The organism is Defluviicoccus vanus, assembly GCF_014672695.1.
GTDB classification, from domain to species: domain Bacteria; phylum Pseudomonadota; class Alphaproteobacteria; order Rhodospirillales; family Defluviicoccaceae; genus Defluviicoccus; species Defluviicoccus vanus.
The window spans coordinates 3,225,683-3,250,199 of the sequence record NZ_CP053923.1; the positions used below are offsets into that span (position 1 = coordinate 3,225,683).

Annotated in this window: 23 protein-coding genes, 1 tRNA gene and 4 pseudogenes; 7 read left to right on the plus strand and 21 right to left on the minus strand. The window is 65.0% G+C overall.

The window, feature by feature from the left end; all coding sequences use genetic code 11:
- Positions 1-189 precede the first annotated feature (189 nt).
- From HQ394_RS20835 to HQ394_RS14660, 7 genes and pseudogenes are all read right to left on the minus strand, one after another.
- Positions 190-492 (minus strand): annotated as a pseudogene (locus HQ394_RS20835) (heterodisulfide reductase-related iron-sulfur binding cluster); the annotation flags it as partial.
- A gap of 98 nt (positions 493-590) precedes the next feature.
- Positions 591-806: pseudogene (locus HQ394_RS20840) on the minus strand (heterodisulfide reductase-related iron-sulfur binding cluster); the annotation flags it as partial.
- Between the two features lie 123 nt (positions 807-929).
- A complete protein-coding gene (locus HQ394_RS14640) occupies positions 930-1,313 on the minus strand; it encodes a gamma-butyrobetaine hydroxylase-like domain-containing protein (RefSeq protein WP_190260850.1) in 384 nt (127 codons plus the stop codon).
- Complete coding sequence (locus HQ394_RS14645; protein WP_190260851.1) at positions 1,310-1,519, minus strand: Trm112 family protein; 210 nt, start codon at positions 1,517-1,519, stop codon at positions 1,310-1,312. Before HQ394_RS14645 ends, HQ394_RS14640 begins: the two co-directional genes overlap by 4 nt.
- A 109-nt stretch (positions 1,520-1,628) precedes the next feature.
- A complete protein-coding gene (locus tag HQ394_RS14650; RefSeq protein WP_190260852.1) occupies positions 1,629-2,303 on the minus strand; it encodes an LON peptidase substrate-binding domain-containing protein in 675 nt (224 codons plus the stop codon).
- 43 nt (positions 2,304-2,346) lie between these two features.
- Positions 2,347-3,318, minus strand: a complete 972-nt coding sequence (locus HQ394_RS14655) for a tetratricopeptide repeat protein (protein WP_456151442.1) — start codon at positions 3,316-3,318, stop codon at positions 2,347-2,349.
- A 15-nt stretch (positions 3,319-3,333) separates the two neighbouring features.
- A complete protein-coding gene (locus HQ394_RS14660) occupies positions 3,334-3,855 on the minus strand; it encodes a prolyl-tRNA synthetase associated domain-containing protein (RefSeq protein WP_190260854.1) in 522 nt (173 codons plus the stop codon).
- 128 nt (positions 3,856-3,983) lie between these two features.
- Here HQ394_RS14660 and HQ394_RS14665 point away from each other — a divergent pair.
- The 4 genes from HQ394_RS14665 to HQ394_RS14680 all read left to right on the plus strand — a co-directional run bounded on the left by HQ394_RS14665 (position 3,984) and on the right by HQ394_RS14680 (position 7,769).
- Positions 3,984-4,058, plus strand: a tRNA-Gly gene (locus HQ394_RS14665).
- A gap of 228 nt (positions 4,059-4,286) precedes the next feature.
- Complete coding sequence (locus HQ394_RS14670; protein WP_190260855.1) at positions 4,287-5,354, plus strand: IS630 family transposase; 1,068 nt, start codon at positions 4,287-4,289, stop codon at positions 5,352-5,354.
- A 265-nt stretch (positions 5,355-5,619) separates the two neighbouring features.
- The gene (locus HQ394_RS14675; protein WP_223291616.1) at positions 5,620-6,732 is read left to right on the plus strand and encodes a Fic family protein; all 1,113 of its coding nucleotides are present in this window, start codon (positions 5,620-5,622) and stop codon (positions 6,730-6,732) included.
- Between the two features lie 92 nt (positions 6,733-6,824).
- A complete protein-coding gene (locus HQ394_RS14680) occupies positions 6,825-7,769 on the plus strand; it encodes a LysR family transcriptional regulator (protein WP_223291617.1) in 945 nt (314 codons plus the stop codon).
- Here the strand turns inward: HQ394_RS14680 and HQ394_RS14685 are convergent.
- The 11 genes from HQ394_RS14685 to trbB all read right to left on the minus strand — a co-directional run bounded on the left by HQ394_RS14685 (position 7,733) and on the right by trbB (position 17,389).
- Positions 7,733-7,990 carry a DUF2274 domain-containing protein gene (locus HQ394_RS14685; protein ID WP_190260857.1) on the minus strand — a complete coding sequence of 86 codons (258 nt, stop codon included), beginning with the start codon at positions 7,988-7,990 and terminating at the stop codon, positions 7,733-7,735. The genes HQ394_RS14680 and HQ394_RS14685 overlap by 37 nt on opposite strands.
- Entirely contained in the window at positions 7,987-9,144 is a 1,158-nt protein-coding gene (locus tag HQ394_RS14690; protein WP_456151443.1) for a TrbI/VirB10 family protein, read from the minus strand. The genes HQ394_RS14685 and HQ394_RS14690 overlap by 4 nt, the downstream gene beginning before the upstream one ends.
- A 41-nt stretch (positions 9,145-9,185) precedes the next feature.
- Positions 9,186-10,265: a P-type conjugative transfer protein TrbG gene (trbG, locus tag HQ394_RS14695; RefSeq protein ID WP_190260859.1), complete on the minus strand. Its 1,080-nt coding sequence runs from the start codon at positions 10,263-10,265 to the stop codon at positions 9,186-9,188.
- Positions 10,262-10,846, minus strand: a complete 585-nt coding sequence (gene trbF, locus HQ394_RS14700) for a conjugal transfer protein TrbF (protein WP_456151444.1) — start codon at positions 10,844-10,846, stop codon at positions 10,262-10,264. Before trbF ends, trbG begins: the two co-directional genes overlap by 4 nt.
- Positions 10,847-11,002: 156 nt before the next feature.
- A complete protein-coding gene (gene trbL / locus HQ394_RS14705; RefSeq protein WP_456151445.1) occupies positions 11,003-12,313 on the minus strand; it encodes a P-type conjugative transfer protein TrbL in 1,311 nt (436 codons plus the stop codon).
- Entirely contained in the window at positions 12,310-12,636 is a 327-nt protein-coding gene (gene trbK-alt / locus HQ394_RS14710) for a putative entry exclusion protein TrbK-alt (protein WP_190260860.1), read from the minus strand. Before trbK-alt ends, trbL begins: the two co-directional genes overlap by 4 nt.
- Before the next feature lie 9 nt (positions 12,637-12,645).
- Positions 12,646-13,383 (minus strand): P-type conjugative transfer protein TrbJ, encoded by a 738-nt coding sequence (trbJ, locus tag HQ394_RS14715; protein ID WP_190260861.1) that lies wholly within the window; start codon positions 13,381-13,383, stop codon positions 12,646-12,648.
- Entirely contained in the window at positions 13,380-15,818 is a 2,439-nt protein-coding gene (trbE, locus tag HQ394_RS14720; RefSeq protein WP_190263322.1) for a conjugal transfer protein TrbE, read from the minus strand. Before trbE ends, trbJ begins: the two co-directional genes overlap by 4 nt.
- 7 nt (positions 15,819-15,825) lie before the next feature.
- Positions 15,826-16,101, minus strand: a complete 276-nt coding sequence (locus HQ394_RS14725; RefSeq protein ID WP_190260862.1) for a VirB3 family type IV secretion system protein — start codon at positions 16,099-16,101, stop codon at positions 15,826-15,828.
- Positions 16,101-16,442: a TrbC/VirB2 family protein gene (locus HQ394_RS14730; RefSeq protein ID WP_190260863.1), complete on the minus strand. Its 342-nt coding sequence runs from the start codon at positions 16,440-16,442 to the stop codon at positions 16,101-16,103. The genes HQ394_RS14725 and HQ394_RS14730 overlap by 1 nt, the downstream gene beginning before the upstream one ends.
- Complete coding sequence (gene trbB / locus HQ394_RS14735; protein WP_263053732.1) at positions 16,439-17,389, minus strand: P-type conjugative transfer ATPase TrbB; 951 nt, start codon at positions 17,387-17,389, stop codon at positions 16,439-16,441. The genes HQ394_RS14730 and trbB overlap by 4 nt, the downstream gene beginning before the upstream one ends.
- Before the next feature lie 272 nt (positions 17,390-17,661).
- On the opposite strand from trbB, the gene HQ394_RS14740 reads away from it, so the two are divergent.
- The gene (locus HQ394_RS14740) at positions 17,662-18,726 is read left to right on the plus strand and encodes a hypothetical protein (RefSeq protein WP_190260864.1); all 1,065 of its coding nucleotides are present in this window, start codon (positions 17,662-17,664) and stop codon (positions 18,724-18,726) included.
- 494 nt (positions 18,727-19,220) lie between these two features.
- Here the strand turns inward: HQ394_RS14740 and HQ394_RS14745 are convergent, their stop codons facing one another.
- Complete coding sequence (locus HQ394_RS14745) at positions 19,221-19,661, minus strand: CopG family transcriptional regulator (RefSeq protein ID WP_456151446.1); 441 nt, start codon at positions 19,659-19,661, stop codon at positions 19,221-19,223.
- 13 nt (positions 19,662-19,674) lie between these two features.
- Complete coding sequence (traG, locus tag HQ394_RS14750; RefSeq protein WP_223291618.1) at positions 19,675-21,183, minus strand: IncP-type conjugal transfer protein TraG; 1,509 nt, start codon at positions 21,181-21,183, stop codon at positions 19,675-19,677.
- 113 nt (positions 21,184-21,296) lie between these two features.
- Here traG and istA point away from each other — a divergent pair.
- A pseudogene (istA, locus tag HQ394_RS14755) lies at positions 21,297-22,795 on the plus strand (IS21 family transposase).
- Positions 22,792-23,670 carry an IS21-like element helper ATPase IstB gene (gene istB, locus HQ394_RS14760; protein ID WP_317628947.1) on the plus strand — a complete coding sequence of 293 codons (879 nt, stop codon included), beginning with the start codon at positions 22,792-22,794 and terminating at the stop codon, positions 23,668-23,670. The pseudogene istA and the gene istB overlap by 4 nt, the downstream one beginning before the upstream one ends.
- 686 nt (positions 23,671-24,356) lie before the next feature.
- On the opposite strand, the pseudogene HQ394_RS21605 reads toward istB, so the two are convergent.
- Positions 24,357-24,425 (minus strand): annotated as a pseudogene (locus HQ394_RS21605) (hypothetical protein); the annotation flags it as partial.
- Positions 24,426-24,517: the final 92 nt, after the last annotated feature.

Here is a 24,517-nt window from a genome sequence, read left to right on the forward strand (position 1 = left end):
GCTGCGCCGCTGCGCCGATCAGTCCCGTAGCGGCCAGCCGATGGGTGGCGCATCGTCGGTCATCCCGGCCAGCACCTCCGCCACATGGCGAACGCGAATCGACTTTCCTTCGCGGCTCAATCGGCCGGCGATGTTGAGCAAACATCCCAGATCGCCGCCAAGCAGCGTGTCTGCCCCCGAAGCAGCGATCGCCGCAACTTTAGCCGCCACCATGTGTGTGGAAATCTCCGGATACTTGACGCAGAACAGGCCGCCGAAGCCGCAGCAGCTGTCGGTATCCTCAATCTCGCACAGCTGCAGGCCTTCGATCCGCGCCAGCAGGGGGTGCGCGGCTGCTGCCGAATGCCAAGTTCGCGCAGGCTGGAGCAGGAATCGTGATAGGCGACTGTCGCCGCGTGCGCCGGCAGCGGGCCGGTTACGCCAAGCACGTCGATGAGAAAGGTGGTCAGTTCGAAGGTTCGCGCCGCCATTTGGCGCGCCCGGTCCGCCCACTCCACGTCATCCTTGAACAGTTCCGGGTAGTGCACGGCGATGGTGCCACCGCAGGAGCCGGACGGAACGACCACATAATCCACATGGGCGAAGGCTTCGATAAGTCGCCGCGCGACCGCACGAGCGCCATCGTTGTCGCCGGAATTGAACGCCGGCTGGCCGCAGCAGGTCTGCGCGTCCGGCACATCCACCTCGCAGCCGGCCTCTTGCAGCAGCTTGATGGCCGCGAAGCCGACAATGGGCCGCCACGCGTCGGCGAGACAGGTGACGAAGAGGCCAACCGTGGGGTGCCGCCGGTCGCGAGTCGTTTGCATTCAATAACTGTGAATGCGGCCTGTGATCGACGCAAGCCCATTCGCAGCGGCGCGAGGCGTCACAACGCGGGCAGACACACGCTCACCACGGCCGGCGGACGACGTCGTAGTACCGCCAGTCACTTACCCGCGCGCGCCAGAATCCCGGCTCAGTCCGCGCTCACTCAGGGCCTGGAGATAGGCCTGCCACAGGCTCTCCTGGTCGGTCCCGAGATGATAAAGATAATCCCAGGTAAACAGGCCGGAGTCGTGCCCGTCATCGAAGCGGATACGCAGGGCATAGCTTCCCACCGGCTCGAGACCGGCAATCGTCACCTTGCGGCGACCGCTGACGATCTGCTTCTGCGCTGGACTGTGTCCCTGCACCTCCGCTGACGGGCTCTCGACCCGCAGCAACTCCGCCGGCAACCGGAACGACTGCCCATCGTCGAAATCCAGCTCAAGAACTTGCTCTTCCCGCTTCAGGCGGATCTCGATGGGTCGGTGTTGGTTGCCGAATTCGGTCATCGTGCCTTCGCTTGTGCCCGTTCAATTTCGTTCAGAGGCCGCGCTTCGTCTGCCAGCATGATCGGGATGCCGTCGCGAATAGGATAGGCGAGGCCGGCGCGATCGCTGATCAATTCATCCTGGTCGGCCAGATAGCGCAGCGGACCCTTGGTGACCGGGCAGACGAGAATCTCGAGAAGCTTGGGATCAATGCGGTTACGGTTCATGGTGTTGCCTTTCCATGTGCATGACCGAGCCCGATCACCGCATGCCGCTGATGCGGGATGCTCCGATCGTGCCAGTACACCCTGGCTGCAAGCAAAAACCTTGCCGCCATCAGTGCAGGAGGCCGGTAACACCGCTCTCGTTCTCGATCAATGCCATTTCAAACAACGATATGAGCATGTTCCCCTGGTCAGTCAGCGAACGGCTTTCCAGCAGGGCCTGTTTCTCACCGGTCTCGAACGGACAAATCATCGCCAGCGAGGTCACGATTGCCGGAATTGACGCCGCCTCGACCGCTGACCATTCGCAGGCGATGGACTTTGCCTGCAGATAGGCTTTGGCGGCAGCGAGCAGCCGCGCGCGGTCAAGCGACGGCTCCGCGGCCGTCTCCAGATCGATCAGGTAGGGCGAGAAATCGGGATGAACGCGTCGGAAAGGCTGATCGCCCAGCGGCAGTTCGTCAGCGACACGGAACCGGCAGATACCCTTCAAGGTAATGAGAAAGCGGCCGTCATCGGTCTCCGAAAAGCTGACAATGCGACCAGCACATCCCACCTCGAAAATCGGCGCATCATCAGGAATCGGGTGGGTCTCGACCTGGCGGGGCTGAATCATGCCGATCATGCGCCCGAGGCCGAGCGCGGCTTCAACCATCGCCCGATAGCGGTGTTCGAACACATGCAACGGCAGATGGCCGTGCGGCAGCAGTACGGCGCCATCAAGCGGGAAGATGGGGAGGAGGGGCGGCAGGTGGGGGAGGGAAGCCTCATCCGAAAAATCGGTCATTTGCTCATTCCACTCAAGGCACCTGCCCGAATGCGCGCCAAATTTAGGAAAACAGGATGGAAGACAGCCGTCGGCGGCCCGAAACGGTCAGCGGATGCGACGATCCCAGGGCGTCGAAGATCTTGACCAATTGCTTGCGCGCCGCCTCATCATTCCATTGCCGGTCCTGGCGGATCATCTCCAGCAGCCTGTCCACCGCCACGTCACTTCGGCCATGGCCGAAGTGCGCAACCGCTAGATCGAGCTTCGCTGCCTGGTCGTTGGGGTCGGCGTCGATTCGCCGTTGCAGATCGGCGAGATCGCCCAGAGCCTGCGTCTGCTCGGCGAGGTCAATGGCCTGGATCGCTGCCTTGATGTCGACGTTGCCTCTAAGCTCCGGCGACAAGTCAGCGAGCAGCGCCCGGGCACCGGCAGGGTCGCCGGCGGCGACACGGGTGCGAATCAGCCCGGCTATGGCCTTGGCGTGCGCCGGATCCTCGGTCAGGATGTGCGAGAATAGCTCTCCCGCCAACAACGGATCGCCGGCATCCAGGGCGTCCTGCGCTTCCTGCAGGATGTCGTCCACCGATGATGGGGCGCCTTGCAGCAATCGGTCGATAAACTGCTTGACCTTGCTCTCAGCCTGCGCGCCGGCGAAGGCATCCACCGGCTGGCCACCCTGAAAGGCGTAGACCGTCGGCACCGACTTGATCCGGAGCTGCATCGCCAGCTCCTGATNTCTGTCGACGTCGATCTTGACCAGGCTGATGCGACCTTTTGCCTGCTTGACGAGGCGTTCAAGCAGCGGTGTCAACTGTTTGCACGGCTGACACCACGTGGCCCAGAAATCAACGATGACCGGTGCGTTCATCGACGCACGGATCACGTCGTCGTTGAAGGTGCTGATGTCACCGTCCTTGATAACTGCGGCGGGCGCACCGGCCTTAGACACTTGTCCGGTTGGGCTCAATATCATGGCTGTGTGGGATCCAGGCGTGGCTGCAATTGCGTCAATCTGCAGGCTCATACATGGCATCTTCCGGCGGATGGCTCAAGGGTGCTGGCCTGCAGCAGTGGCCAGGGAGAGAACTCGCGGTGGATGGCCAACGGCGGCAAGGAAGCGGAGCAGTCCGGCCGGCGAGATTGCCGTCGTCGCGGTGTTCTGTAGCGGATGAAAGTTGAGCGGATCGCAGCGCATCATTGCCGCATCGAGAATCACCTGCACCAGCCCCGCGGCGTCGTTGATAACGGCGAAGGGAGTAACGGAGCCGGGTTGGACGCCAAGACTGGTCACCAGGGGCTCTGGCCGGGCAAAGGAGAGGGAAGGCGCGCCGAGGATGACGCGCAAGGCCTTGAGATCGATCGGCTGATCCTCCAACACCACCACCAGCCACAGGCCACCTTTCCTGTCCTTGAGAAACAGATTTTTCCTATGCGCCCCAGGTAGTTCGCCGCGTAGCGCCTTGTTCTCCGCCACCGTCGCCACTGGCGGATGTTCGATCGTTCGTACGGCAATGCCCAGGCTGGCAAGCCTCTGCAGCAGATCAGTGCGGCTGGCGGGTGGATGCGGCATGGCAAACACCTCCGATCGGTGGAACCGCTGGCGGGCGTGAGCGGCAGCCAGCTGTGCCGCGCAATCGGCCTTGCATTGCCGGGCGGGTTGCGTAATATCCCGGCTCCGGGGTGAACGCCATCCCGTGTGCGGGCGTAGCTCAGGGGTAGAGCGCAACCTTGCCAAGGTTGAAGTCGAGGGTTCGAATCCCTTCGCCCGCTCCAAGTTTTCCTTAGGAAAATCAGAGCGTTAAAGACGGCCCTTCGGGGCCGTTTTTGCTTAGAGCGGTCAATTTCCGTGCCGCTCCAAGCAGAATCTATTCAATTGGAGCAAAATCGGCTGCGGCGATCGTCTAATACCAGGGAGCGTAGAGTTTGACTCTCTTGGGGGTTTCTTGTGGTGTGGGAATTGCTTTGATCGGGGCCGGCGATGGCGGCGTGGGAGACGGCTCGATGGGGGCGGCGGTGCGTTTGCGTGAGGATTTCGGCGCGGAGGAGCTGCGCCGGTTGGCCTGCAAGGCGGTGAACGGGCTGCAGGCCCGGCGGTTGATGGCGCCGCCGGCGATTGCTGATGGCAAGAGCCGGGCCGAGGCGGCGAGCGTCGGCTTGATGGACCGGCAGACGCTGCGGGACTGGGTCGTTCGCTTCAATGCCGAGGGGCCGGCTGGGCTGATCGACAAGCCATCACCGGGCCGGCGGGCGAAGCTGACGCCGTCACACAAAGAGGCCTTGCGCCAACTGGTCGAAGATGGACCTGGCCAGCACAAACCCGATCTCGTCCGCTGGCGGCGCGCCGACCTGGCGGCGGTGATCAGNGACCGGTTTGCCGTCGATTGCCACGCGACAACGATCGGTCGGATGTTGCGGCAACTGGGGTTTTCGCACGTCAGCCCGCGGNNCCCACGGCATCCGGAGAAGGACGACCAAGCCGCGGACACGTTTAANAAAAACTTCGTCGAGCGGGTGACGGACCTCGCCAAGGGGCTGCCGGAGGGGACACCCGTGGAGATCTGGTTTCAGGACGAGGCGCGTGTCGGCCAGAAGAACGGTCTCGTCTACCAGTGGGCCAGACGTGGCACGCGACCGCGGCAACCGAAAGACCAGCGCACCGCCTGGGCCTACATCTTCGGTGCGGTCTGCCCGGCCCGCGACACCGGGGCGGCGCTAGTGATGCCGCGCGCCGACACCGAGGCGATGCGGTTGCATCTGGAGGAAATCAGCCGCACGGTGGCGCCCGGCGCCCACGGCGTCGTCGTCATCGACAAGGCCGGCTGGCACACCACCCCGGCGCTGGCGGTTCCGGCCAACCTCTCGCTGCTCCACTTGCCGCCCTGCAGCCCGGAGCTCAACCCGCAAGAGAACATCTGGCAGTTTCTCCGCCAAACCTATCTGTCCAACCCTGTGTTCGATGGCTACGAGGCCATTGTCGAAGCCTGCTGCAAAGCCTGGAATGCCCTGCTCGACGAGGCCGGCCGCATCGCCTCCATCGCCACCCGAACCTGGGCCATCATCGATCAGTAATTATGCTCGCTGGTATAAGTGGATGCGCAGCCGAAGTGGCAAAGCCGATGCCAAGCCTTCTGCGAGCGAGTTCGGTCCCCGCTCGGTGGCTGACGGCGTAGATCCGTCTTCTTGGCGTTGGCAGCCTTGAATTAGCCCCACTCACTATTAAGCTATATGGCGATATGCTTTAATAGCGGAAAAGCTAATTAAAGGATCGCTTGTGACGAACGGAGAGAACCAAAGGCTCGGGGCATATGCCGAAACGAGCGCGGGAGGCGAGCGTGTGCGCGCCTATGTGCCTGCGCCGCTGCCGCCGAATCCGCCGCTCGAACTCGGGCGGTTCATGCGGGTCTACGAACGCGCCATCGCCGCGGTCGGGCGTCTCGATGGCGTGACGACGATCCTGCCCTCGACGCCTCTGTTCCTCTACATGTACGTCCGCAAGGAAGCCCTGCTGTCCTCTCAGATCGAGGGGACGCAATCGTCGCTGTCGGATCTGCTGCTGTTCGAAAATCATGAAGCGCCGACGGTCGAACTCGACGACGTGACCGAGGTCTCGAACTACGTTGCGGCGATCGAGCATGGCGTCTCGCGGATGCGGGGCGGATTTCCGTTGTCGCTCCGGCTGATCCGCGAAATGCACGCCATCCTGCTCAAGTCGGGACGGGGCGCCGCGAAGCAACCGGGCGAGTTCCGCCGCTCGCAGAACTGGATCGGCGGAACGCGGCCCGGCAACGCGCTGTTCGTGCCGCCACCGCCGAACCGGCTGGAGGAATGCCTCGATGCGCTCGAGCGCTTCCTGCACAGCGAGGATGCGGCGCTGCCCCCGCTCATCCGGGCGGGCCTGGCCCACGTCCAGTTCGAGACGATCCACCCCTTCCTCGACGGCAACGGGCGCCTGGGTCGGCTTCTCATCACGCTGATCCTGTGCGAGGCGGGGGTGTTGCGCGAGCCAATCCTCTATCTCAGCCTGTTCCTGAAGACCCGGCGCGACGACTATTACCGGCTCCTGCAGGAGGTCCGCCAGGCTGGGACCTGGGAGACCTGGATGGAGTTCTTCCTGACCGGCGTCGCGGAGACCGCGGAACAAGCCGCCGCGACGGCGCGCGATCTGATCGCCATGTTCGATGCTCACCGACAGCAGATCGCCGGCCTCGGCCGCGCGGCCCCATCCGCGCTCCGAGCCCACGAATTGATGCAAGCCAGCCCGATCGTCACCATCCAGACTGTCTCCGAGAAACTCGCCGTCTCCTTCCCGACCGCCAGCACGGCGCTGGAAAACCTCGCCAAGATCAACGTCGTGCGCGAGACCACGGGACGGCAACGCGGCCGGATCTACGCCTATTCGGACTATCTGGCCTTGCTCGATCGCGGCACCGACCCTCTGCCGGCCTGACGCATAGGGGAAGATCCAAACCAAGCGCAACGTATATCGAGATGGAGGCGAACAGGGAGGGGCGGCAAAGTTTGTAGGAGGCGTCGGCGCGTATGCGGGCCGACGATGTGAACGGCGTGGATATAGAGCTTCGTGATTTGCGTTTGGCGCTCGTAACGTCACAGCACCGCAGCCTGCGACAGGCGGCGGAAGCTCTGAACATACGCCAATCGACCCTGAGCCGCCGGCTGCACGAGATCGAGCGCCAGCTCGGCGTGGTGTTGTTCGAAAGGACGAATGGCGGCACCCGCCTCACCACGGTGGGGCTGGAGTTCGTCGCGAGCGCCAAGCGGATACTTGATGACGTGGATACGGAACTCCAGCGGCTCAGGAGCAGGAGCCGTGGCGAACTTGGCCTGCTGGCGATCGGCGTTCATGCCTCCCCTTCGGCAGGGAACATGCACACGACGCTGGTCGAATACCATCGGCGCTTTCCGGATGTGGATGTGCGCACGGTCGATGGAAGCCATGAGCGGCTGCTTTGCGCCCTCGCGGGCAACGCCGTCGATGTTGCGATCATGACCGGCCAAGCGACGGCGTGGGACGGCCGCGTGCTTCCACTATGGAGCGAGCGGGTGATCGTGGCTTTCCCCGAGCATCATGCGCTTGGCCAAAATCCGAGGATTCGCTGGGCGGATCTTGCAAATGAAAAGTTCCTCGTCCCGCAGCAAGGCCCTGGACCGGAATTGGAAGGGCTGCTCGCAGCGAAGCTTCGTCATGCGGTGGGCTCCCAGCACATCGTCCATCAGGACGCTTCACTGGACAGGCTGCTGAGCCTGGTCAGTGCGAATTATGGAACGCTCCTGATGTTCGAGGGCGCGACGGGGGGCCGCTACGAAGGCGTCGTCTACCGGGAGGTCTGGGACGACGACGGTCCGACCCAAGTCAAATTCATGGCCTGTTGGCGAGATGCGAACAGCAATCCCGCGCTGGGATCGTTCCTGGCGATGTTGCGCGAACACTATCCCGACTTCTCGGCCGAACCGCCTGCGACCTGAGCGGCCCGATCGCGACGCGCCTTGGCGAAGGCGCGATCGGTCGCCATGAATCGCTCGATCATCGGCACGATGAGCTTCGAAGGCTCGGGCGCCGTTTGGCCGCTCGTCCGGCCGAGCACCTGAGCATAGGCGACGAGATCGCGATGCACGGCGGCGGGCAGTTCGACGCTCATCTTGACCGGCTTGTCGTCGGCCAGCGGCCCGAGTTTAAGCTTCGTCATGGAGTCCCTCCGTGGCCGTAGGGCGCCAGCACCAGATCGCGCGTGACGATGACACGAACCGGGAAGCCCGGTCGGATAGTGAGCGTCGGCTGAATGTTGAGCTGGCGCTGCACGATCTGCTGGCCGGTCTGGCTGATCGAGTTCGAAGCGCCCGAGCGGATCGCCTGGACGAGATTGTTCTCGTTCTGGCTCGTACCGGCTTCGGCGCCGACGCTGAGGAGGGTCGAGAGGACGGCGGCCTTGAACAGCATGCCCCAATGGTTATCGACCTCGTCTTCGAGCCCCGCATAGCCTTGCGTATCGGCGCCTGGCTGTCGTTCCAGCACGATGGAATTGCCGTCCGGCATGATGATGCGCGTCCAGACGAGAAGGATACGGCTCTGACCGAAGGCGACCGAGCTGTCGTATTGACCGATCAGCTTCGCGCCCTGCGGGATCAACAGGTATTGCCCGGTCGGGCTGTCGTAGACGGCCTCCGTCACCTGGGCAGTGATCTGGCCCGGAAGATCGGAGCGGATGCCGGTGATGAGCGCCGCAGGGATCACGGTTCCCGCCTGCACGACATAGGGCGAAGCCTTGGCTTCGAGACGGTCGGGGCTGACCGTTCGCTTGTCCGTCGCGGCGTTGAGAAACGCCGTCTTGCGATCCTGCATGTTCTGCGCGGACCCAGCATCGACGGGTGGCGTGGGTGTCGGACCGCTCTGTGTCGCCGTCGCCGGCGGAGCAACGAGGCCGACCGGCTGCGGCTGCTGGATGGTCTGGGCGAACAGGCGGCTTACGCGCGCTGCCTCGGTCTCCTGAGCCAGCCGCTGCGCCGCGGGATCGGGCGTAGTTGCCGAAACGCTGGCATTTGGCGCGGCGCCGGCATTCAGGATGGGTTTGCCGAGATCTCCGGGCAACGGCGGCCCAAGTGGGGGCGCCTGGCGCGGAAGGCCGGTATAGTCTTTCGGCAGCCCGGCAAGCCCCTCGGCCGAGGGGCGGCTTTGGGTGCTGAGCAACTCCTGCCCCGTCTGCGACCTGTTCCGGGTCTGAAGGGCGTAGCCGAGAGCGCCCGCGATCGCGAGGGCCGACACGGCGCCGAGCGTGATCAGCACCTTGCGCGAGAGGCGCGTGACGCGCGGCCGCTCGCCCCGGAGCCGCAAATCGGGCGGCACGACAGGCGCTGGCGCCGGCGCTTGTTCTTCCGGTTCGTCCGTCATGACCGCGGCCTTCCATCGGTGCGCACGATGCGGACGCGACGCTCACTATCCTTGTCGCCGAGACGAAGTTCGGCCGCGGCGAACAGGCGGTCGACGATGTAGTAGTTGGCGCGAACGCGGTAGTTCACCAGCTCGGAGCCGCCGGCCGGACCGATGACGAAGAGCGGCGGCATCTCGCCCTGGCGGATGCCGGACGGGAATTCGATATAGACCTTCTGGCCGTCGTCGAAGGCGCGCAGCGGCCGCCAAGCGGGATTGTCTCCCTCGATCGCATAGCGGAAGTTGATCGCGGCGAGATCGACGCCGGTGGCGATCGGCGCGGCTGTTTCGGCCGCCGCATTTTGCTGGCGCAACGCGATGAGCTGGTCTTCGGGATATTGCCAGGAGACCGACGCCATATAGGTCTTCTCGGTCGAGCGCAGCTCCAGGAGATAGGTCCGCCGATCGGTGTTGATGACGAGGTTCGTCATNNCTCTCAGGTCCGGCCGGGTCGGCTTGACCAAGATGTGGACCTTCTTGGTGGGACCCGCGCCGCTTTCCGTGTCGCCGATGATCCAGCGCACAGTGTCGCCGGCGGCGACCGGCCCCGTGCCGACGAGCTGTTCGCCTTCCTGCAGGGCGATGTCGGTAATCTCGCCGGGCGCCGTGTAGGCCTGATAGAGCGCGCCCGCCGAATAGGGGTAGACCTGCACGGCGTTGATGAAGCCGTCGCGCACGGGCTGCACGCGGGCGGCAGCATTCGCGCGATTAACGCGCACCTCTGGATCGATCGATTGCGGTGGCTCCTTCCCGCCGGCAAGGGGCTTCAACTGCCCGGGCAGCGGCAAGGGCTTCGGAAGCTCGACGATCTTGACCGGCGCCGNGGGATCGACGGTGAGCTTCGCCGGCACGGCGCTGTCGTAGTTGATGTCGGGCGGAATGAACTTGTGGGCGCAGCCGCCGAGCGCCGTCACCGCCAGCAGCAGAGCCGCGAAGCCGGATTTACGGAAAGGCGCAAAGCCGGCCTTCCGGCTCGGTTGAGAGACTGAAAGACGTGAAGCCGGACCGCCGGCTTCCATGGAAAACGGCGGGGTCATTGTCCCAACTCCTTCGACCAGTTGATGGCGGTGACGTAGATGCCGAGCGGGTTCTTGCGGAGCACGTCGGCGGAGGTAGGCGGCTGGATCGCGACGGTGAGGATCGCGGTCCAGCGTGAGGTCTCGGCGAGCGCGCCGTCCTGATAGCGGTGCTCGACCCACTCGACTCGGAAGCTGGACGGCGATGCGCGGATCACGCTCGAGACGTCGATGGCGATCTGCTGGTGGCCGAGCTTGGCGAAGGGATCGTTGGCGCGGGCGTAATCGTTGAGCGCCTGTGAGCCCGAGGTGGTGGTGAAGTCGTAGGCCTGCAGCCAGTTCTGCCGCACGATGATGGGATCGGCCGATAGCGAGCGGACCATCTCGATGAAGTGGGCGAGATACCAGGCGATCTCCGGATCGCTCGGGGCATAGTCGGCCGTGGCCGGCGCGACAGCCTGCGCCTGGCCGAGCTTGTCGACCTGCACCACCAGGGGGNNGACGATGCTGCCGTGGGTGGACTGCCAGACCAGGCCACCGGCCAGACCCATCGAAAGCGCGAGTGAGCCGAAGGCCATCAGCCGCCAGTTCTTCGCCTGCACCGGGCCGAACCAATTCGCTCATCCCAANGCTTGGGCGGCGCGCTGGTAGGGGGTCTCGGGTTCGGGNGTACGGCCGTAGCGGACCGTGGATCGGCGAAAGAGCGCCATTGTCNNTATTCTCCCGAAAGATCGACGGAATGGCCGCCGCCGTGGCTGTCACCGGACCTGAGGACGTGCGCCGCGGTGGTCGCGCCCTGGTGGATCGATTGGTTGCGTCGCATCCGCTGCGCCCAAGCGGGAGGACTGGATCCGCTCGAACTCGGCGTAGGGGCGGCCGCCTCGCTGCTGCCGACCGTTCCTTTCNNGTCGAGGAGCCGCCCGTGGCCGAGAAACTGGACCTCGCGCCGGCGGCGAAGCTGTCGCGCATCGAGCCTGCGGCCTGAGCCGCCGCGCGCCGCATTGGCGCTGAGGCCGCCGCCGTCGCGGCTCGACCGACACCGCCAAGACCAGCGGCCATGCCCGAAGCGCCGGACCGTCCGGCGGAGGCCAGGCTGTAGGCGGAAGAGGCGCCACCGGCCATCGCCGCACCACCCCGGGCCGCGGCCGCCGTCCCCGACGCAGCCGCCATCGCTCCTCNNTTCCGGCCAGGCCGAGCGCGCCAGCGCCGGCCATCGCGGTGCCTGCGACAGCGAGGCCGGTGCCGACGGCCGCGCCGGCGCCGAGTTGAGGCGCGCCCGATACGAGGCCCGTGGCGATGCCGGGCCCAAAGATGCCAAGGCCCAGCATGGCCAGCGCCGCGAGCACAACGGACAGCGCCTGCTCGATGGTCGGCTGGCCACCGGCATAGGTCTGGGTGAACTGTGAGAAGAGGCCGGTGCCGATGCCGACGATGACAGCCAGCACCATCACCTTGACGCCGGAGGCGACGATGTTGCCGAGCACCTTCTCGGCGAGGAAGGCGGTCTTGTTGAAGAGGGCGAACGGAATGAGGATGAAGCCGGCGAGCGTCGTCAGCTTGAACTCGATCAGCGTGACGAAGAGCTGCACCGCCAAGATGAAGAAGGCGATCAGCACCAGCAGCCACGACACCATCAGGACCGCGATCTGGACGAAATTCGCGAAGAAGCTGGTGAAGCCCATCATCTGGCTCGCCGCGTCGAGCAGCGGTTGGCCGGCGTCGAGACCGACCTGGGCGAGATGGCCTGGCTGCAAAAAGGTGGCGGTCGAGATCGTCGAGCCGCCGGCCTTCAGGCCCAGCCCGGCGAAACTGTTGAAGACGATGGCCGACAGGTTGTTGAAGTTGGTGATGATGAAGGCGAAGAAGCCGATGTAGAGGGTCTTCTTCACCAGGCGCTGGAGAATGTCTTCGTCGCCGCCCCAGGCCCAAAACAGGCCCGCCAACGTGATGTCGATGACGATCAGGGTGGAGGAAAGATAGGCGACCTCGCCCTTGATCAGGCCGAAGCCGGAATCGATGTAGGTCGTGAACGTGTTGAGGAAGGTGTCGATGACGCCGACGTTGTTCATCGCGCATCTCCCGAAGTGGTGGTGGCCGGCGCGACAGCGGCTGGGGGCGATGGCGGCAGCGGCCGCGCCGGCCTGCCGAAGAAGCGCCGGCGGTTCTCCTCCCAGACCGCCTCGCAACGCGCATCCACGGCATCCTTGGGACCGAGCGCGCTGCATCGGCGCAGCTCGGCCGTAAGGTCATCGGTGGCTGGAGCGGGGACGGTCGGAAGAGGCTCGACAACGGGCGTCGAGGGACGCCGGTTGATCGCGAAAAGGGTCGCGGCGAAGCACGCGATCAGAGCGACGATCGCGGCGGCGCGGAAGATGTCCGACCGGCCCAGCATCAGCGCGCCTCAGTTGCCGCTGAACATGGTGACGTTGCCAGGCTGGTAGCCGCTGCGCGTCGAGAAGTTCTTATAGTTCTGCTGGCCTTGCGCCTCGGCGGCGGCGTCTCGAGCCTGCTCGAGAGCATCGGCGCGGCTGTTCGCCGACAGCACTGCGACGACATCGGAGAGCTGCTGGGATTGCAGGGCCAAAAGCTGGTTGCCGGCTTGCGCCGCTTGGAGCGCGCCGGTGGCATTCTGGCTGGCCGAGACGAGCGAGGTCATCGCGCTGGAATTGGTCGAGATATTGCCGACCACCCCCGCCTGAACCTTCAGGCTGTCCTCGAAAGCCGCGACCGAATTTTGCCAGCGCTGCTGAGCATTGGCGACCATCGTCGTGGTCGAGCCCGTGCCCGCTGCGCTGCCATAGCTGGTCGAATAAGCCTGCTCGATCCGCTGGACGTTGAAGGCGATGTTTTGCGCTTGGCCGAGAAGCGACTGGGTCTGTGCGATCGACGACTGAAGCTGGGTCAGCGTCGACATCGGCAGGTTGGCGAGATTGCGCGCCTGGTTGACCAGGCTCGTCGCCTGATTGGTCAACATCTGGATCTGATTGTTGATCTGCTGCAGCTCGCGCGCCGCCGTCAGCACGTTCTGGCTGAAATTGGTCGGGTCGTAGACGATCCATTGCGCCGAAGCCGGCGGCACGGCGACGGCCACGGACAGCACGACGGCGCTTGCCGCCGCCAGATGGCGCAGCTTGATCATGATGACGTCTCCAGGTTGGTCAGCTCGGGAATTAGATCGGCGGACCAGAGAAGCTCGCGATCGGCGAGCCAGGTGGGCGTAAAGGCCTCACGGCCGCTCTCGGCGATGACGCGCTCGATTGCGGCGTGGTCTTGCTTGGAGGACGCGGCGCAGAAGGCCAGCGCGACCGGCCCGAGCCCCAGCTCGAAGAGGCGATTGCCGCGGCGAGATTGGCAGTAGTAGTCGCGCTTCGGGGTCGCCCGCGCGAGGATCTCGATCTGGCGATCGTTGAGGCCGAAGCGCCGGTAGATCGCCGTGATCTGCGGCTCGATCGCGCGTTCGTTCGGCAGGAAGATGCGTGTCGGGCAGCTCTCGACGATCGCGGGGGCGATGTTGCTGCCGTCGATATCGGAGAGCGATTGGGTGGCGAAGACGACGGAGGCGTTCTTCTTGCGCAGCGTCTTCAGCCACTCGCGGAGCTGCTGCGCGAACGCCGGATCGTCGAGGACGAGCCAGCCCTCATCGATGATCAACAGCGTTGGCCGACCATCGAGTCGGCCCTCGATGCGATGGAACAAATAGGTCAGCACGGCGGGCGCCGCGCCGGCGCCGATCAGTCCTTCGGTCTCGAACGCCTGCACCGACGCTGTGCCGAGCTGCTCGCTCTCGGCGTCGAGCAACCGACCGGAGGGGCCACCGACGCAGTAGGGTTGGAGTGCCTGCTTCAGCGCCGTCGATTGCAACAGGACGGCCAGGCCAGTGATCGTGCGCTCGCCGATTGGTGAAGAGGCCAGCGAAGTCAGCGCCGACCAGACATGCTCCTTCGCGGTCGGATCGATGGTGACGCCTTCCTTGGCGAGGATCGCCGTCACCCACTCCGCCGCCCAGGCGCGCTCGGCCTGATCGTCGATCCGCGCGAGGGGTTGAAGAGAAACGGAATGCTCCGACCCCGCGGAGAGGCTGCCGCCGAGGTCGTGCCAGTCGCCGCCCATGGCGAGCGCCGCGGTGCGAATCGAGCCGCCGAAATCGAAGGCGAAGATCTGATTGCCGCGGTAGCGGCGGAACTGCATCGCCATCAGCGACAGAAGGACCGATTTGCCGGCGCCGGTCGGGCCGACGATGAGCGTGTGTCCGACGTCGCCGACATGCAGGCTCAAGCGGAACGGCGTCGAGCCTTCGGTCTTGCCGAACAGCAGCGGCGGCGCCTGGAAATGCTCGTCGCGTGCCGGCCCCGCCCAGACCGCCGAAAGCGGGATCATGTGGGCGAGATTCAGTGTCGAGATCGGCGGCTGGCGGACGTTGGCGTAGGCATGGCCCGGGACGGAGCCGAGCCAGGCCTCGAGCGCGTTCACCCCTTCCGGCATGCAGGTGAAGTCGCGGCCTTGGATCACCTTCTCGATCAGGCGCAGCTTCTCCGCCGCGAGGCCGGCGTCTTCGTCCCAGACGGTGACAGTGGCGGTGACATAGGCCTGGCCCACGTCGTCGGAGCCCAGCTCCTGAAGCGCGAGGTCCGCGTCGGCCGCCTTGTTGGCCGCATCGCTATCGACCAGCGTCGAGGCCTCGTTGGTCATCACCTCTTTGACGATGGCGGCGATCGACTTGCGCTTGGCGAACCATTGCCGCCGGATCTTGGTCAGCAGCTTCACCGCCTCGGTCTTGTCGAGGAGGATCGCACGGGTCGACCAGCGATACGGAAAGGCGAGCCGGTTCAGCTCGTCGAGGATGCCGGGATGAGTCGTGGTCGGAAATCCGACCACGGTGAGTGTCCGCAGATGATGGGCGCCGAGCCGGGGCTCAAGTCCGCCGGCGAGCGGCTCGTCAGCGAGCAACGCATCGAGGTGCATCGGCGTCTCGGGGACGCGCACGCGCTGCTGCCGCGTCGAGATGGTCGAGTGAAGGTAGGTCAGCGCGTCGCCGTCATCGAGCCAGGCGACCTCGGGCATGAAGCCCTCGACCAGTTGCAGGACGCGGTTGGTCCGATCGACGAAGCCATGCAGCAGCTCCCACGGATCGACACCGGTCCGGGACCGGCCTTCATAAAGCCAGCCTTCCACCCGAGAGGCGTCCTCGGCCGGCGGGAGCCAGACGAAGGTCAGGAAATAGCGGCTCTCGAAGTGGGCGCCTGCTTCCTCGAAGGCGTCCTGCCGTTCGAGATCGACCAGGGCCGATGCCGGATCAGGAAACGTCGAATGCGGATAGGTCTGGGCGGCGATCCGCTGCGCCTCGACGAAGATCGCCCAGCCGGAGCCGAGCCGGCGCAGCGCGTTGTTCAGCCGCGCGGTGACGCCTACCAGCTCGGCCGGCGTCGCGCTGTCGAGATCCGGGCCGCGAAAACGGGCGGTGCGCTGGAACGAGCCGTCCTTGTTGAGGACGACACCCTCACCGACGAGAGCGGCCCAGGGCAGGAAGTCGGCGAGGCCTGCGGGGCGATGGCGGTATTCGGCGAGGTTCAGCATCATTGCCTCACACGCCGAGGTGGGCGGGATAGCGGAGATGGCGGCGCACCACGTCGACGAATTGCGGGTCGCGTTTCGCCGCCCAGACAGCCGCGGCGTGGCCGACCGCCCAGATCAGCGTGCCGGGAATCCAGAGGCGAAGGCCGAGGGCGATCGCCGCCGCCAAGGTGCCGTTGGCGATCGCGACGGTCCGCGGTGCCCCGCCCATCAGGATCGGGTCGGTAAGGGCGCGATGGACCGGCGCGAAGAAGCCAGGCACGTCGGGATCGACGATCGCTGCCATCAGATCAGCGCCCCGCCGGAGAAGCTGAAGAAGGACAGGAAGAAGCTCGACGCGGCGAAGGCGATCGAGAGGCCGAACACGATTTGGATCAGCCGCCGGAAGCCGCCCGAAGTGTCGCCGAAGGCGAGCGTTAGGCCGGTCACGGTGATGATGATGACCGAGATGATTTTGGCGACNCGGCCCCTGCACGGACCCAGGATCGAGTTCAGCGGGGTCTCCCACGGCATTGAGGAGCCGGAGGCGTAGGCGGCGGGCGCGAAAGCCAGCGTGAGGGTGGCGAGCGTGAGAAGCTCCGCCAGGCGGCGGCGTGACTGGCGAGCGACGGCGATAACGCGGATCATGATGGGTCTCCGAGGGGCAAGGGGTCGCCGCCCGCCCCGGAGGACTGGACGCGGTAATCGCCGGTGGCGGGATCGAGGCCGGCGATGAGTGCGAGTTCGGAGAGGCGGCGCTCTGAGCCGCGGCCGCGTAGCACCACGACGAGATCGATGGTCTCGGCGATCAGCGCCTTGGGGACGGTGACGACGGCTTCCTGGATGAGCTGTTCGAGGCGCCGGATCGCGCCAAGCGCGGTGCCGGCATGGATGGTGCCGATCCCGCCGGGGTGGCCGGTGCCCCAGGCCTTGAGTAGGTCCAGCGCCTCAGCACCGCGCACCTCGCCGATCGGAATCCGGTCAGGCCGCAGGCGCAGCGAGGAGCGGACCAGGTCCGAGAGCGACGCGACGCCGTCCTTCGTCCGCATCGCGACCAGATTGGGGGCGCGGCATTGCAGCTCGCGCGTGTCCTCGATCAGCACCACCCGATCGCTCGTGCCGGCGATCTCGGCCAGCAGAGCGTTGGTCAGCGTCGTCTTGCCGGTGCCGGTCCCGCCGGCGACCAGGATGTTCTTGCGCGATGCCACGGCGGCGCGCAGTGCCGCGGCCTGGCCCACGGTCATGGTGCCGGCGGCGACGTAGTCGTCGAGCGTGAAGACGGCGACGGCGGGCTTGCGGATGGCGAAGGCCGGCGCCGTGACGACGGGCGGCAGCAGCCCCTCGAACCGCTCTCCCGTCTCGGGCAGCTCGGCCGAGACACGCGGGCGCTCCGCGTGAACCTCGGCGCCGACATGGTGCGCGACAAGGCGCACGATCCGCTCGCCATCGGCGGCGGACAGGGTCCGGCCGCTATCCTCCAGCCCACCCGACAGCCGGTCGATCCAGAGCCGGCCATCGGGGTTGAGCATCACCTCGACGATCGAGGGGTCTTCGAGGAAGGAGGCGATGGCGGGGCCGAGCGCGGTGCGCAACATGCGCGCGCCGCGTGAGAAGGCCTCAGAATGGAGCGGAGCAGCCGCCACGATCGTCCCCGTCATTGGCCAATCGCGATATGCGATTGGCGACAGGGTCGATTAGAAGAGGCAAGAAATGGGGCAATTCAACAAGTATTTAGACAGCGTAGAGGCAGAGCGTAGCCCAGAGAAAAAGTATTTGCTTGGTGCGGCGTTGTCAGGGGGCCGATACCCTCTCATTGTCAGGACAGCTTGGAACCCACAGCCGGCATTTTCCAAACTGAGGTGGCGCCGTGATCGATAGAGACGCAGCGAGAGCAGCAGCCGCGGACCTCCACGCGAAGATGACGCTGGCTGGGGATTCCCTCTTCCTGCCCACGGGCGGCGCCTTCCTTTCCATGTCCCCGAGTCGAACCGAGGCGATCATTTCCCAATCTCGATCGCTCACGAATGAGGATGTGTTCGACACCTATGCGACTTGGCACGAGGGCGTTCACATGGCGCAACTCGTGACGTCGCCATTCCTCTTTCCCATCGCTTTCGATATGGCAGGCTTGGCCCAACGAGCACACCGGGTGAAGACCGGCCTCGACGACAATGCAACTGATGTCAGTGATCTTGCGCTCCGCTATCGCAGATTATGTGCCGTTCTAGAAGAGCCGGTCGGAGGTTTCTCGCCCATCGACGTGATCGAGACGCACGCCGTCACACAAGGGTTCAGATGGACAATGGCGCACAATAACGGGAGTGACCTTCGCTTTATTGCGAACTATTTTTACGAAGACCAATCTCCTAAATATGTACGGCTGTTGAATGACGTCTGCACGGCGTTCGATGATGACGTCGGAACGATCCTTCTTCCCCGCTTCTGTTTCCTTTCGCTGCAAGCGGAACTTCCGGTTCAGCGCTTGTTCGATCTTCTTAACAAGCTGGGTGGCGCGGCGAGCTTTTCAGAGATAGTGGCTTATTCGCCCGCGCAGCTTTGTGAATGGGCGGGCGCGCCGATCCAACTCGTAACCAGATCACTTCGAGAACGCGCGGCATCGTTCATGCGTGACCCGCAGGGAAATCCTGTCAGGCTAACGGATCACCCCTGGGTCGGGATATTTAGGCATCATTTCGATCAATTTGAGGATGTGATGGACGCCGAAAGACGGCTCGACCTGCTCATGGGGTGGCAAGGCGGATATGCTTATCCGCAGTTTTCCCCGCTATTCAGGATATACTCGAACGGAGACGTTCGCATTCGCGGGACTGATCCAGACGAGCAGTCTGAGATGTCCCTTGCCGCAAGGCACAGTTTCGTGGAAGCGACGGCAAACATGCTTTCAGGTTTAGATTTTTTGCAGCATTGCTAATTCTATTGCAGATCACTGTCACGAAGAGCCGATCGAAGAGTTGAGCTAAGTGGAGCCTGCGCATGGACGTCGAAATCTCGTTATTCGGTTTGGACCTGCCTGGATGGCTGCCTCTGCTCGAAGGCAGGCTCTCGGAAGTCCAGATGGAGTCACTAATTATCATCAGCCCAGTCGCTCCCCGCCCGGGGCACTGGGTGCGGGCGCTGGCGCGATGATCAAGGCATCGCTCACCGGCACTGTGGGTCTCGCCACTGTTATCGGTGCGGCGGCTTCGCTCTACAGCGCGGTGAACCCCCGGCCAACGGCTTGCGAAGTGTCCGTGCAGTCAGGTGAAATCCGAACCGTGATGACCTACGACTGCAAAGACGCCGACCCGGTCAGACTGGCGCAAGCGGTTTCCCGGCTAGTGGCGGAGAGTCTTCCAGCCCACGTAAGCCGCCATGGCCAACCGCATAAGGTGATCTTGCGTCCGGTTCGATCACATGCCCCCAAGCTCACCGAGTGACCTCACCTTCGGCGGGCGCTTGAGGGTGGTCTTCTGGGATTTCTTGGCGCAGCTTCGGCCCTTCGTTGAGTCGTCGGCCAAGCGTCGCGACAAAGTTATCGTACCGCGCCCCGGCCTGCGCTCGTGCGGCCTTGGCGGCTGGCTCCGGCAACGGCGGCGTCGTGTTGAGCCAGAAGCGGATGAACAGCGCCAGGGTTTCGACACCGATCCCTACATCACGCTCGAGCCGCGCCAAGCGACGGTCCTGCTGGTCGAGCCGTTTGGCGATCGCCGCCTCCTTCCGCTCGTCCGCATCCGGCGACAGGAACGAGGCGATCGCGGCTTCGGCGATCAGCGACATAGATTGGTCCCGACGCGCGGCATAGGCAGACAAGGCCTGCATGACATCCGGATCGAGATAGACCGAGAGCTGAGCCTTCTTCTTCGCCATGGCCATGCGCGCCTCACATGCCGAGGTCGTCGCCCGGATCGAGCGACGCCTGTCGCGCAAGGCCCTGCATGAGATCGTTCATACGACCGATCCGAGGCGCCTCCTCCTCCATGTCGTCGGGTTGGTCGAGCGCGAATTCATTCTCGATTGGCGCCTGTTTCTCGACCGTTCCTTGGCTGAGCTCCGGCTGCTTCCGGCGATCGGCGTTCTTCGGATCCTCGTCGTCGGCGTCATCGCCTTCGGCCGCCACCGGCGCCGGAGGGCGAGGAGGCAGCGGACGCGAACTCCAATCGTCGGGGCGACCCTCCTTCGGCCGCGCGGGGACAGGCGGCGCCACGATCCGCTCCTGGAAGCGTCCATCCTCATAGTAGCGGGCCTTCTTCGCCCGGATCGGATGGACACCCGACACCATGACGATCTCGTCGGTGGGCGGGAGCTGCATGACCTCGCCCGGCGTCAGCAGAGGGCGCGCAGTCTCTGAGCGTGACACCATCAGATGCCCGAGCCAAGGCGACAGCCGGCTCCCGGCATAGTTCTTCATCGCCTTCATCTCGGTTGCGGTGCCGAGCGCATCGCTGACCCGCTTGGCCGTCCGCTCGTCGTTGGTCGCGAAGCTGACCCGGACGTGGCAGTTGTCGAGGATCGAGTTGTTGGGGCCGTAGGCCTTCTCGATCTGGTTCAGCGACTGGGCGATGAGAAAGCTCTTGATGCCGTAGCCCGCCATGAAGGCGAGAGCCGACTCGAAGAAGTCGAGGCGACCGAGCGCCGGGAACTCGTCCAGCATCAGGAGGAGCCAGCGTCGCCCGACCTTGGCCTGCAGGTCCTCGGTCAGCCGCCGGCCGACCTGGTTAAGGATCAGGCGGATCAGCGGCTTGGTCCGGTTGATATCGGACGGCGGCACTACGAGGTAGAGCGTGGTGGGCCGCTCGCCGGCGACGATGTCGCCGATCCGCCAGTCGCAGCGCCGCGTCACTTCGGCGACCACGGGATCGCGATAGAGGCCGAGGAATGACATGGCCGTGCTGAGCACGCCGGACCGTTCGTTGCCAGATTTGTTCAGCAGCTCCCGCGCGGCGGAGGCGACGACAGGATGGACGCCGGCTTCGCCGAGGTGCGGCGTCCGCATCATGGCGGAGAGCGTCGACTCGATCGGCCGCTTCGGATCGGAGAGGAACGAGGCGACGCCAGCGAGGGTCTTGTCCTCCTCGGCGTAGAGGACGTGGAGAATCGCGCCGACCAGCAACGCATGGCTGGTCTTCTCCCAGTGGTTCCGCTTTTCCAGGCTGCCTTCAGGATCGACCAGGATGTCGGCGATGTTCTGGACGTCGCGGACCTCCCACTCGCCGCGGCGGACCTCGAGCAGCGGATTGTAGGCCGACGACTTCGCGTTGGTCGGATCGAACAGGAGGACGCGGCCGTGCTGGGCGCGGAAGCCCGCGGTGAGCTGCCAGTTCTCGCCCTTGATGTCGTGGACGATCGCCGAACCTGGCCAGGTCAGCAGCGACGGGATGACGAGGCCCACGCTGTGTATGGCGGTGACAAATTAGGCCACGTAGCGGCGGTGATTGGTGCTGCCGCGCCGGAGTAAAATCTGGCCAGTGGTTAGGCGGTCTCTTTTTGTGGGGGCGGCCGGGGATGTTTGCCGTGGAAGTCTACGCCGCCGTTCGGCATTTCGTTTTCATCGAGGGCAACAGCCGGCGTGAGGCGGCCCGGGTGTTCGGGCTGAGCCGTGAGACGGTTTCGAAGATGTGCCGGTTCTCGTTGCCGCCCGGCTACACGCGAACGAAGCCGGTGAAGAAGCCGAAGCTCGGGGTGCTGCTGCCGGTGATCGACGCCATCCTCGAGGCCGACAGGACGGCGCCTTCGAAGCAGCGGCATTCGGCCAAGCGGATCTTCGAGCCACTGCGCGACGAGCACGGTTATGCCGGCGGTCTGACGGTGGTGAGGGACTACGTCCGGGTTGCTCGGGGAGATTGCGGGAGACCTTCGTGCCGTTGGCTCATCCGTCCGGTCATGCGCAGGTCGACTTTGGCGAGGCGATCGGCGTGATCGGCGGCGTCCGGCAGAAGATCCACTTCTTCTGCATGGACCTGCCGCAATCGGATACTCCTTTCGTGAAGGCCTATCCGGCGGAGACGACGGAAGCCTTCCTCGACGGGCATGTGTCGGCATTCGCATTCTTCGGCGGCGTGCCGTTGTCGGTGCTTTACGACAACACGACGCTCGCGGTGGCGAAGATCTGCGGCGACGGCAGGCGGGAGCGCACCCGGGCCTTTACGGAACTGCAGAGCCATTACCTGTTCCAGGATCGCTTCGGCCGTCCCGGCAAGGGCAACGACAAGGGCAAGGTCGAGGGGCTGGTGAAGTATGCTCGATCGAACTTCCTGACGCCGATCCCCCAGGCGGCAAGCTTCGACGATCTCAATGCCATGCTGGAAGAGCGCTGCCGGCAGCGACGAGGCGAACGCGCCGGTCGCCACGGCGAAACCATCGGCGAGCGTCTCGTCGCCGACCTCGAAGCCTTCCGGGATTTGCCGGCGGTGCCATTGGAGCCGAGCGAGAAGCGGGCGGCCCGTGTCTCATCGACCGCCCTGGTCCGCTACCGCGGCAACGACTACTCGGTACCGACGGCATACGGCTTCCGGGATGTTGTGGTGAAGGGCTTCGTCGACGAGGTGGTGATCCTTTGTGCCGGCGAGGCGATCGCCCGGCATCGTCGCTGCTATGGCACGGGCACCTTCGTATTCGAGCCGCTGCACTATCTGGCGCTGATCGAGACGAAGCCGAATGCCCTCGACCAAGCGGCGGCGCTGAAAGACTGGGATCTGCCGGAGGCGTTCCAGCACCTGCGCCATCTCCTCGAGGCGCGCATGGGCAACCGCGGCAGGCGGGAGTTCATCCAGGTGCTGCGGCTGATGGAGGCGATCCCGATGGAGATGGTGGCGAGCGCGGTCAGCGAAGCGATCCGGCTCGGCGTCATCGGCTTTGATGCGGTCAAGCAGATTGCTCTGGCGCGCGTCGAGCGGCGGCCGGCCCGGCTCGACCTGACGGCCTATCCACATCTGCCGAAAATGGACGTCAGGATGACGGCGGCGGCTGACTACGCCGTTCTCGTTCCCGGGACAACGGCATGACCGGCAAGGCGGGCGCTGATGCGATGCCGGCGGGAACGACAAGCGGCACACCGCAGGTTCTGCTGGCGCATCACCTCAAGCAGTTGAAGCTGCCGACCGTTCTGCGGGAATACGACAAGATCGCCCGCGAATGCGCACGCGACGGCGTCGATCATCCCCGCTATCTGCTGCGCCTGGTGGAACTCGAACTGATCGACCGAGAACGCCGAATGGTCGAGCGGCGGATCAAGGCAGCACGCTTCCCGGCGGTCAAAAGCCTCGACACCTTCGACTTCACCGCGATTCCCAGCCTCAACAAGATGCTGGTGCTCGAGCTGGCCCGCTGCGAGTTCATCCTGCGCCGGGAGAACGTCATCGCGCTCGGCAACAGTGGCACCGGCAAGACCCATGTCGGGCTCGCCCTCGCTCTTGCCGCCTGCCAGAAGGGGTTCACCGTCGCCTTCACCACCGCGGCCGCCCTCGTGCACCAGTTGATGGAGGCGCGTGACGAGCGCCGCTTGCTGAAGCTGCAACGCGATCTCCAGTCGGTGATGTTGCTCATCGTCGACGAACTCGGTTACCTGCCGCTATCGCCGACCGGGGCGGAACTTCTGTTCGAGGTGTTCTCCCAGCGCTACGAGCGCGGCTCGACCCTCGTCACCTCCAATCTGCCGTTCGAGGACTGGACCTCGGTGCTGGGATCGGAACGGCTCACCGGCGCGCTGCTCGACCGCCTGACCCACCACGTCCATATCCTCACCATGAACGGCGACAGCTACCGGTTGAAGCAATCCGCCGGACGTCGTCGTCCCCCCACCGCAGCCGATCGGGCGGAGCAAAACCAGACCACCGCCGAGACCGTCGATCCCGAGACCGGCAAAACCAGCAAGCCCTGATCCCCGAGGCAAAGCCGACGCACGGCAAGGGGCCCGATCGGGCCCCTTGCCGTGATTGCACCGCTCTCGCCCAAATGGCCTGCTTTGACTCCGCTACAGTGGCCCAGAATTGCTCCGCCGTTGACAGGCGGCAGCGACGCAAGCCGCTCGATTAGTTCGTTGCGACGGGCGACGGCCTCGCGGCTCTCGACCGGCTGGCCGTCGCGGAAGACGGGCCGGGAGGAGAGATTGCCCTCACTGTCGGTGAACGGCTCGTAGAGCTGCACCGGGAAGGAATGGGCCAGGTAGTCGAGAACGTATTCGCGCGGTGTGATGTCGACGCGGATGTCGTTCCATTCCTCGGTCGGGATCTCGGCGAGCCTGCGTTCCATCAGCGCCTCGCCGGTCGAAACGATCTGCACTACGGCGGCATGGCCGGCCGCCAGGTCCTGACCGATCGAACGGATCAGCGTCGGCGTCTTCATCGAGGTCAGCAGGTGGCCAAAGAAGCGCTGCTTGGCGCTCTCGAAAGCCGAGCGGGCCGCCGACTTCGCCTGCCGGTTCAACGTGCCGGTCTCGCCGGTGATGTTGGCGGCCTGCATCGCGGCGTCGAGATGGTTGTGGATGATGGCGAACGCGCCGGCATAGGCGTCGTAGATGCGCCGCTGCTCGTCGGTGAGCGAGTGCTCGACCAGCTCGTATTCGACGCCGTCATAGGAGAGCGAGCGGGCCGTGTAGAGACCGAGCGAACGCAGATCGCGGGCGAGCACTTCCATGGCGGCGACACCGCCATCCTCGATCGCCTCCACGAACTCCGCGCGGGTGGCGAGGGGAAGTCCTCGCCTCCCCAGAGGCCGAGCCGCTGGGC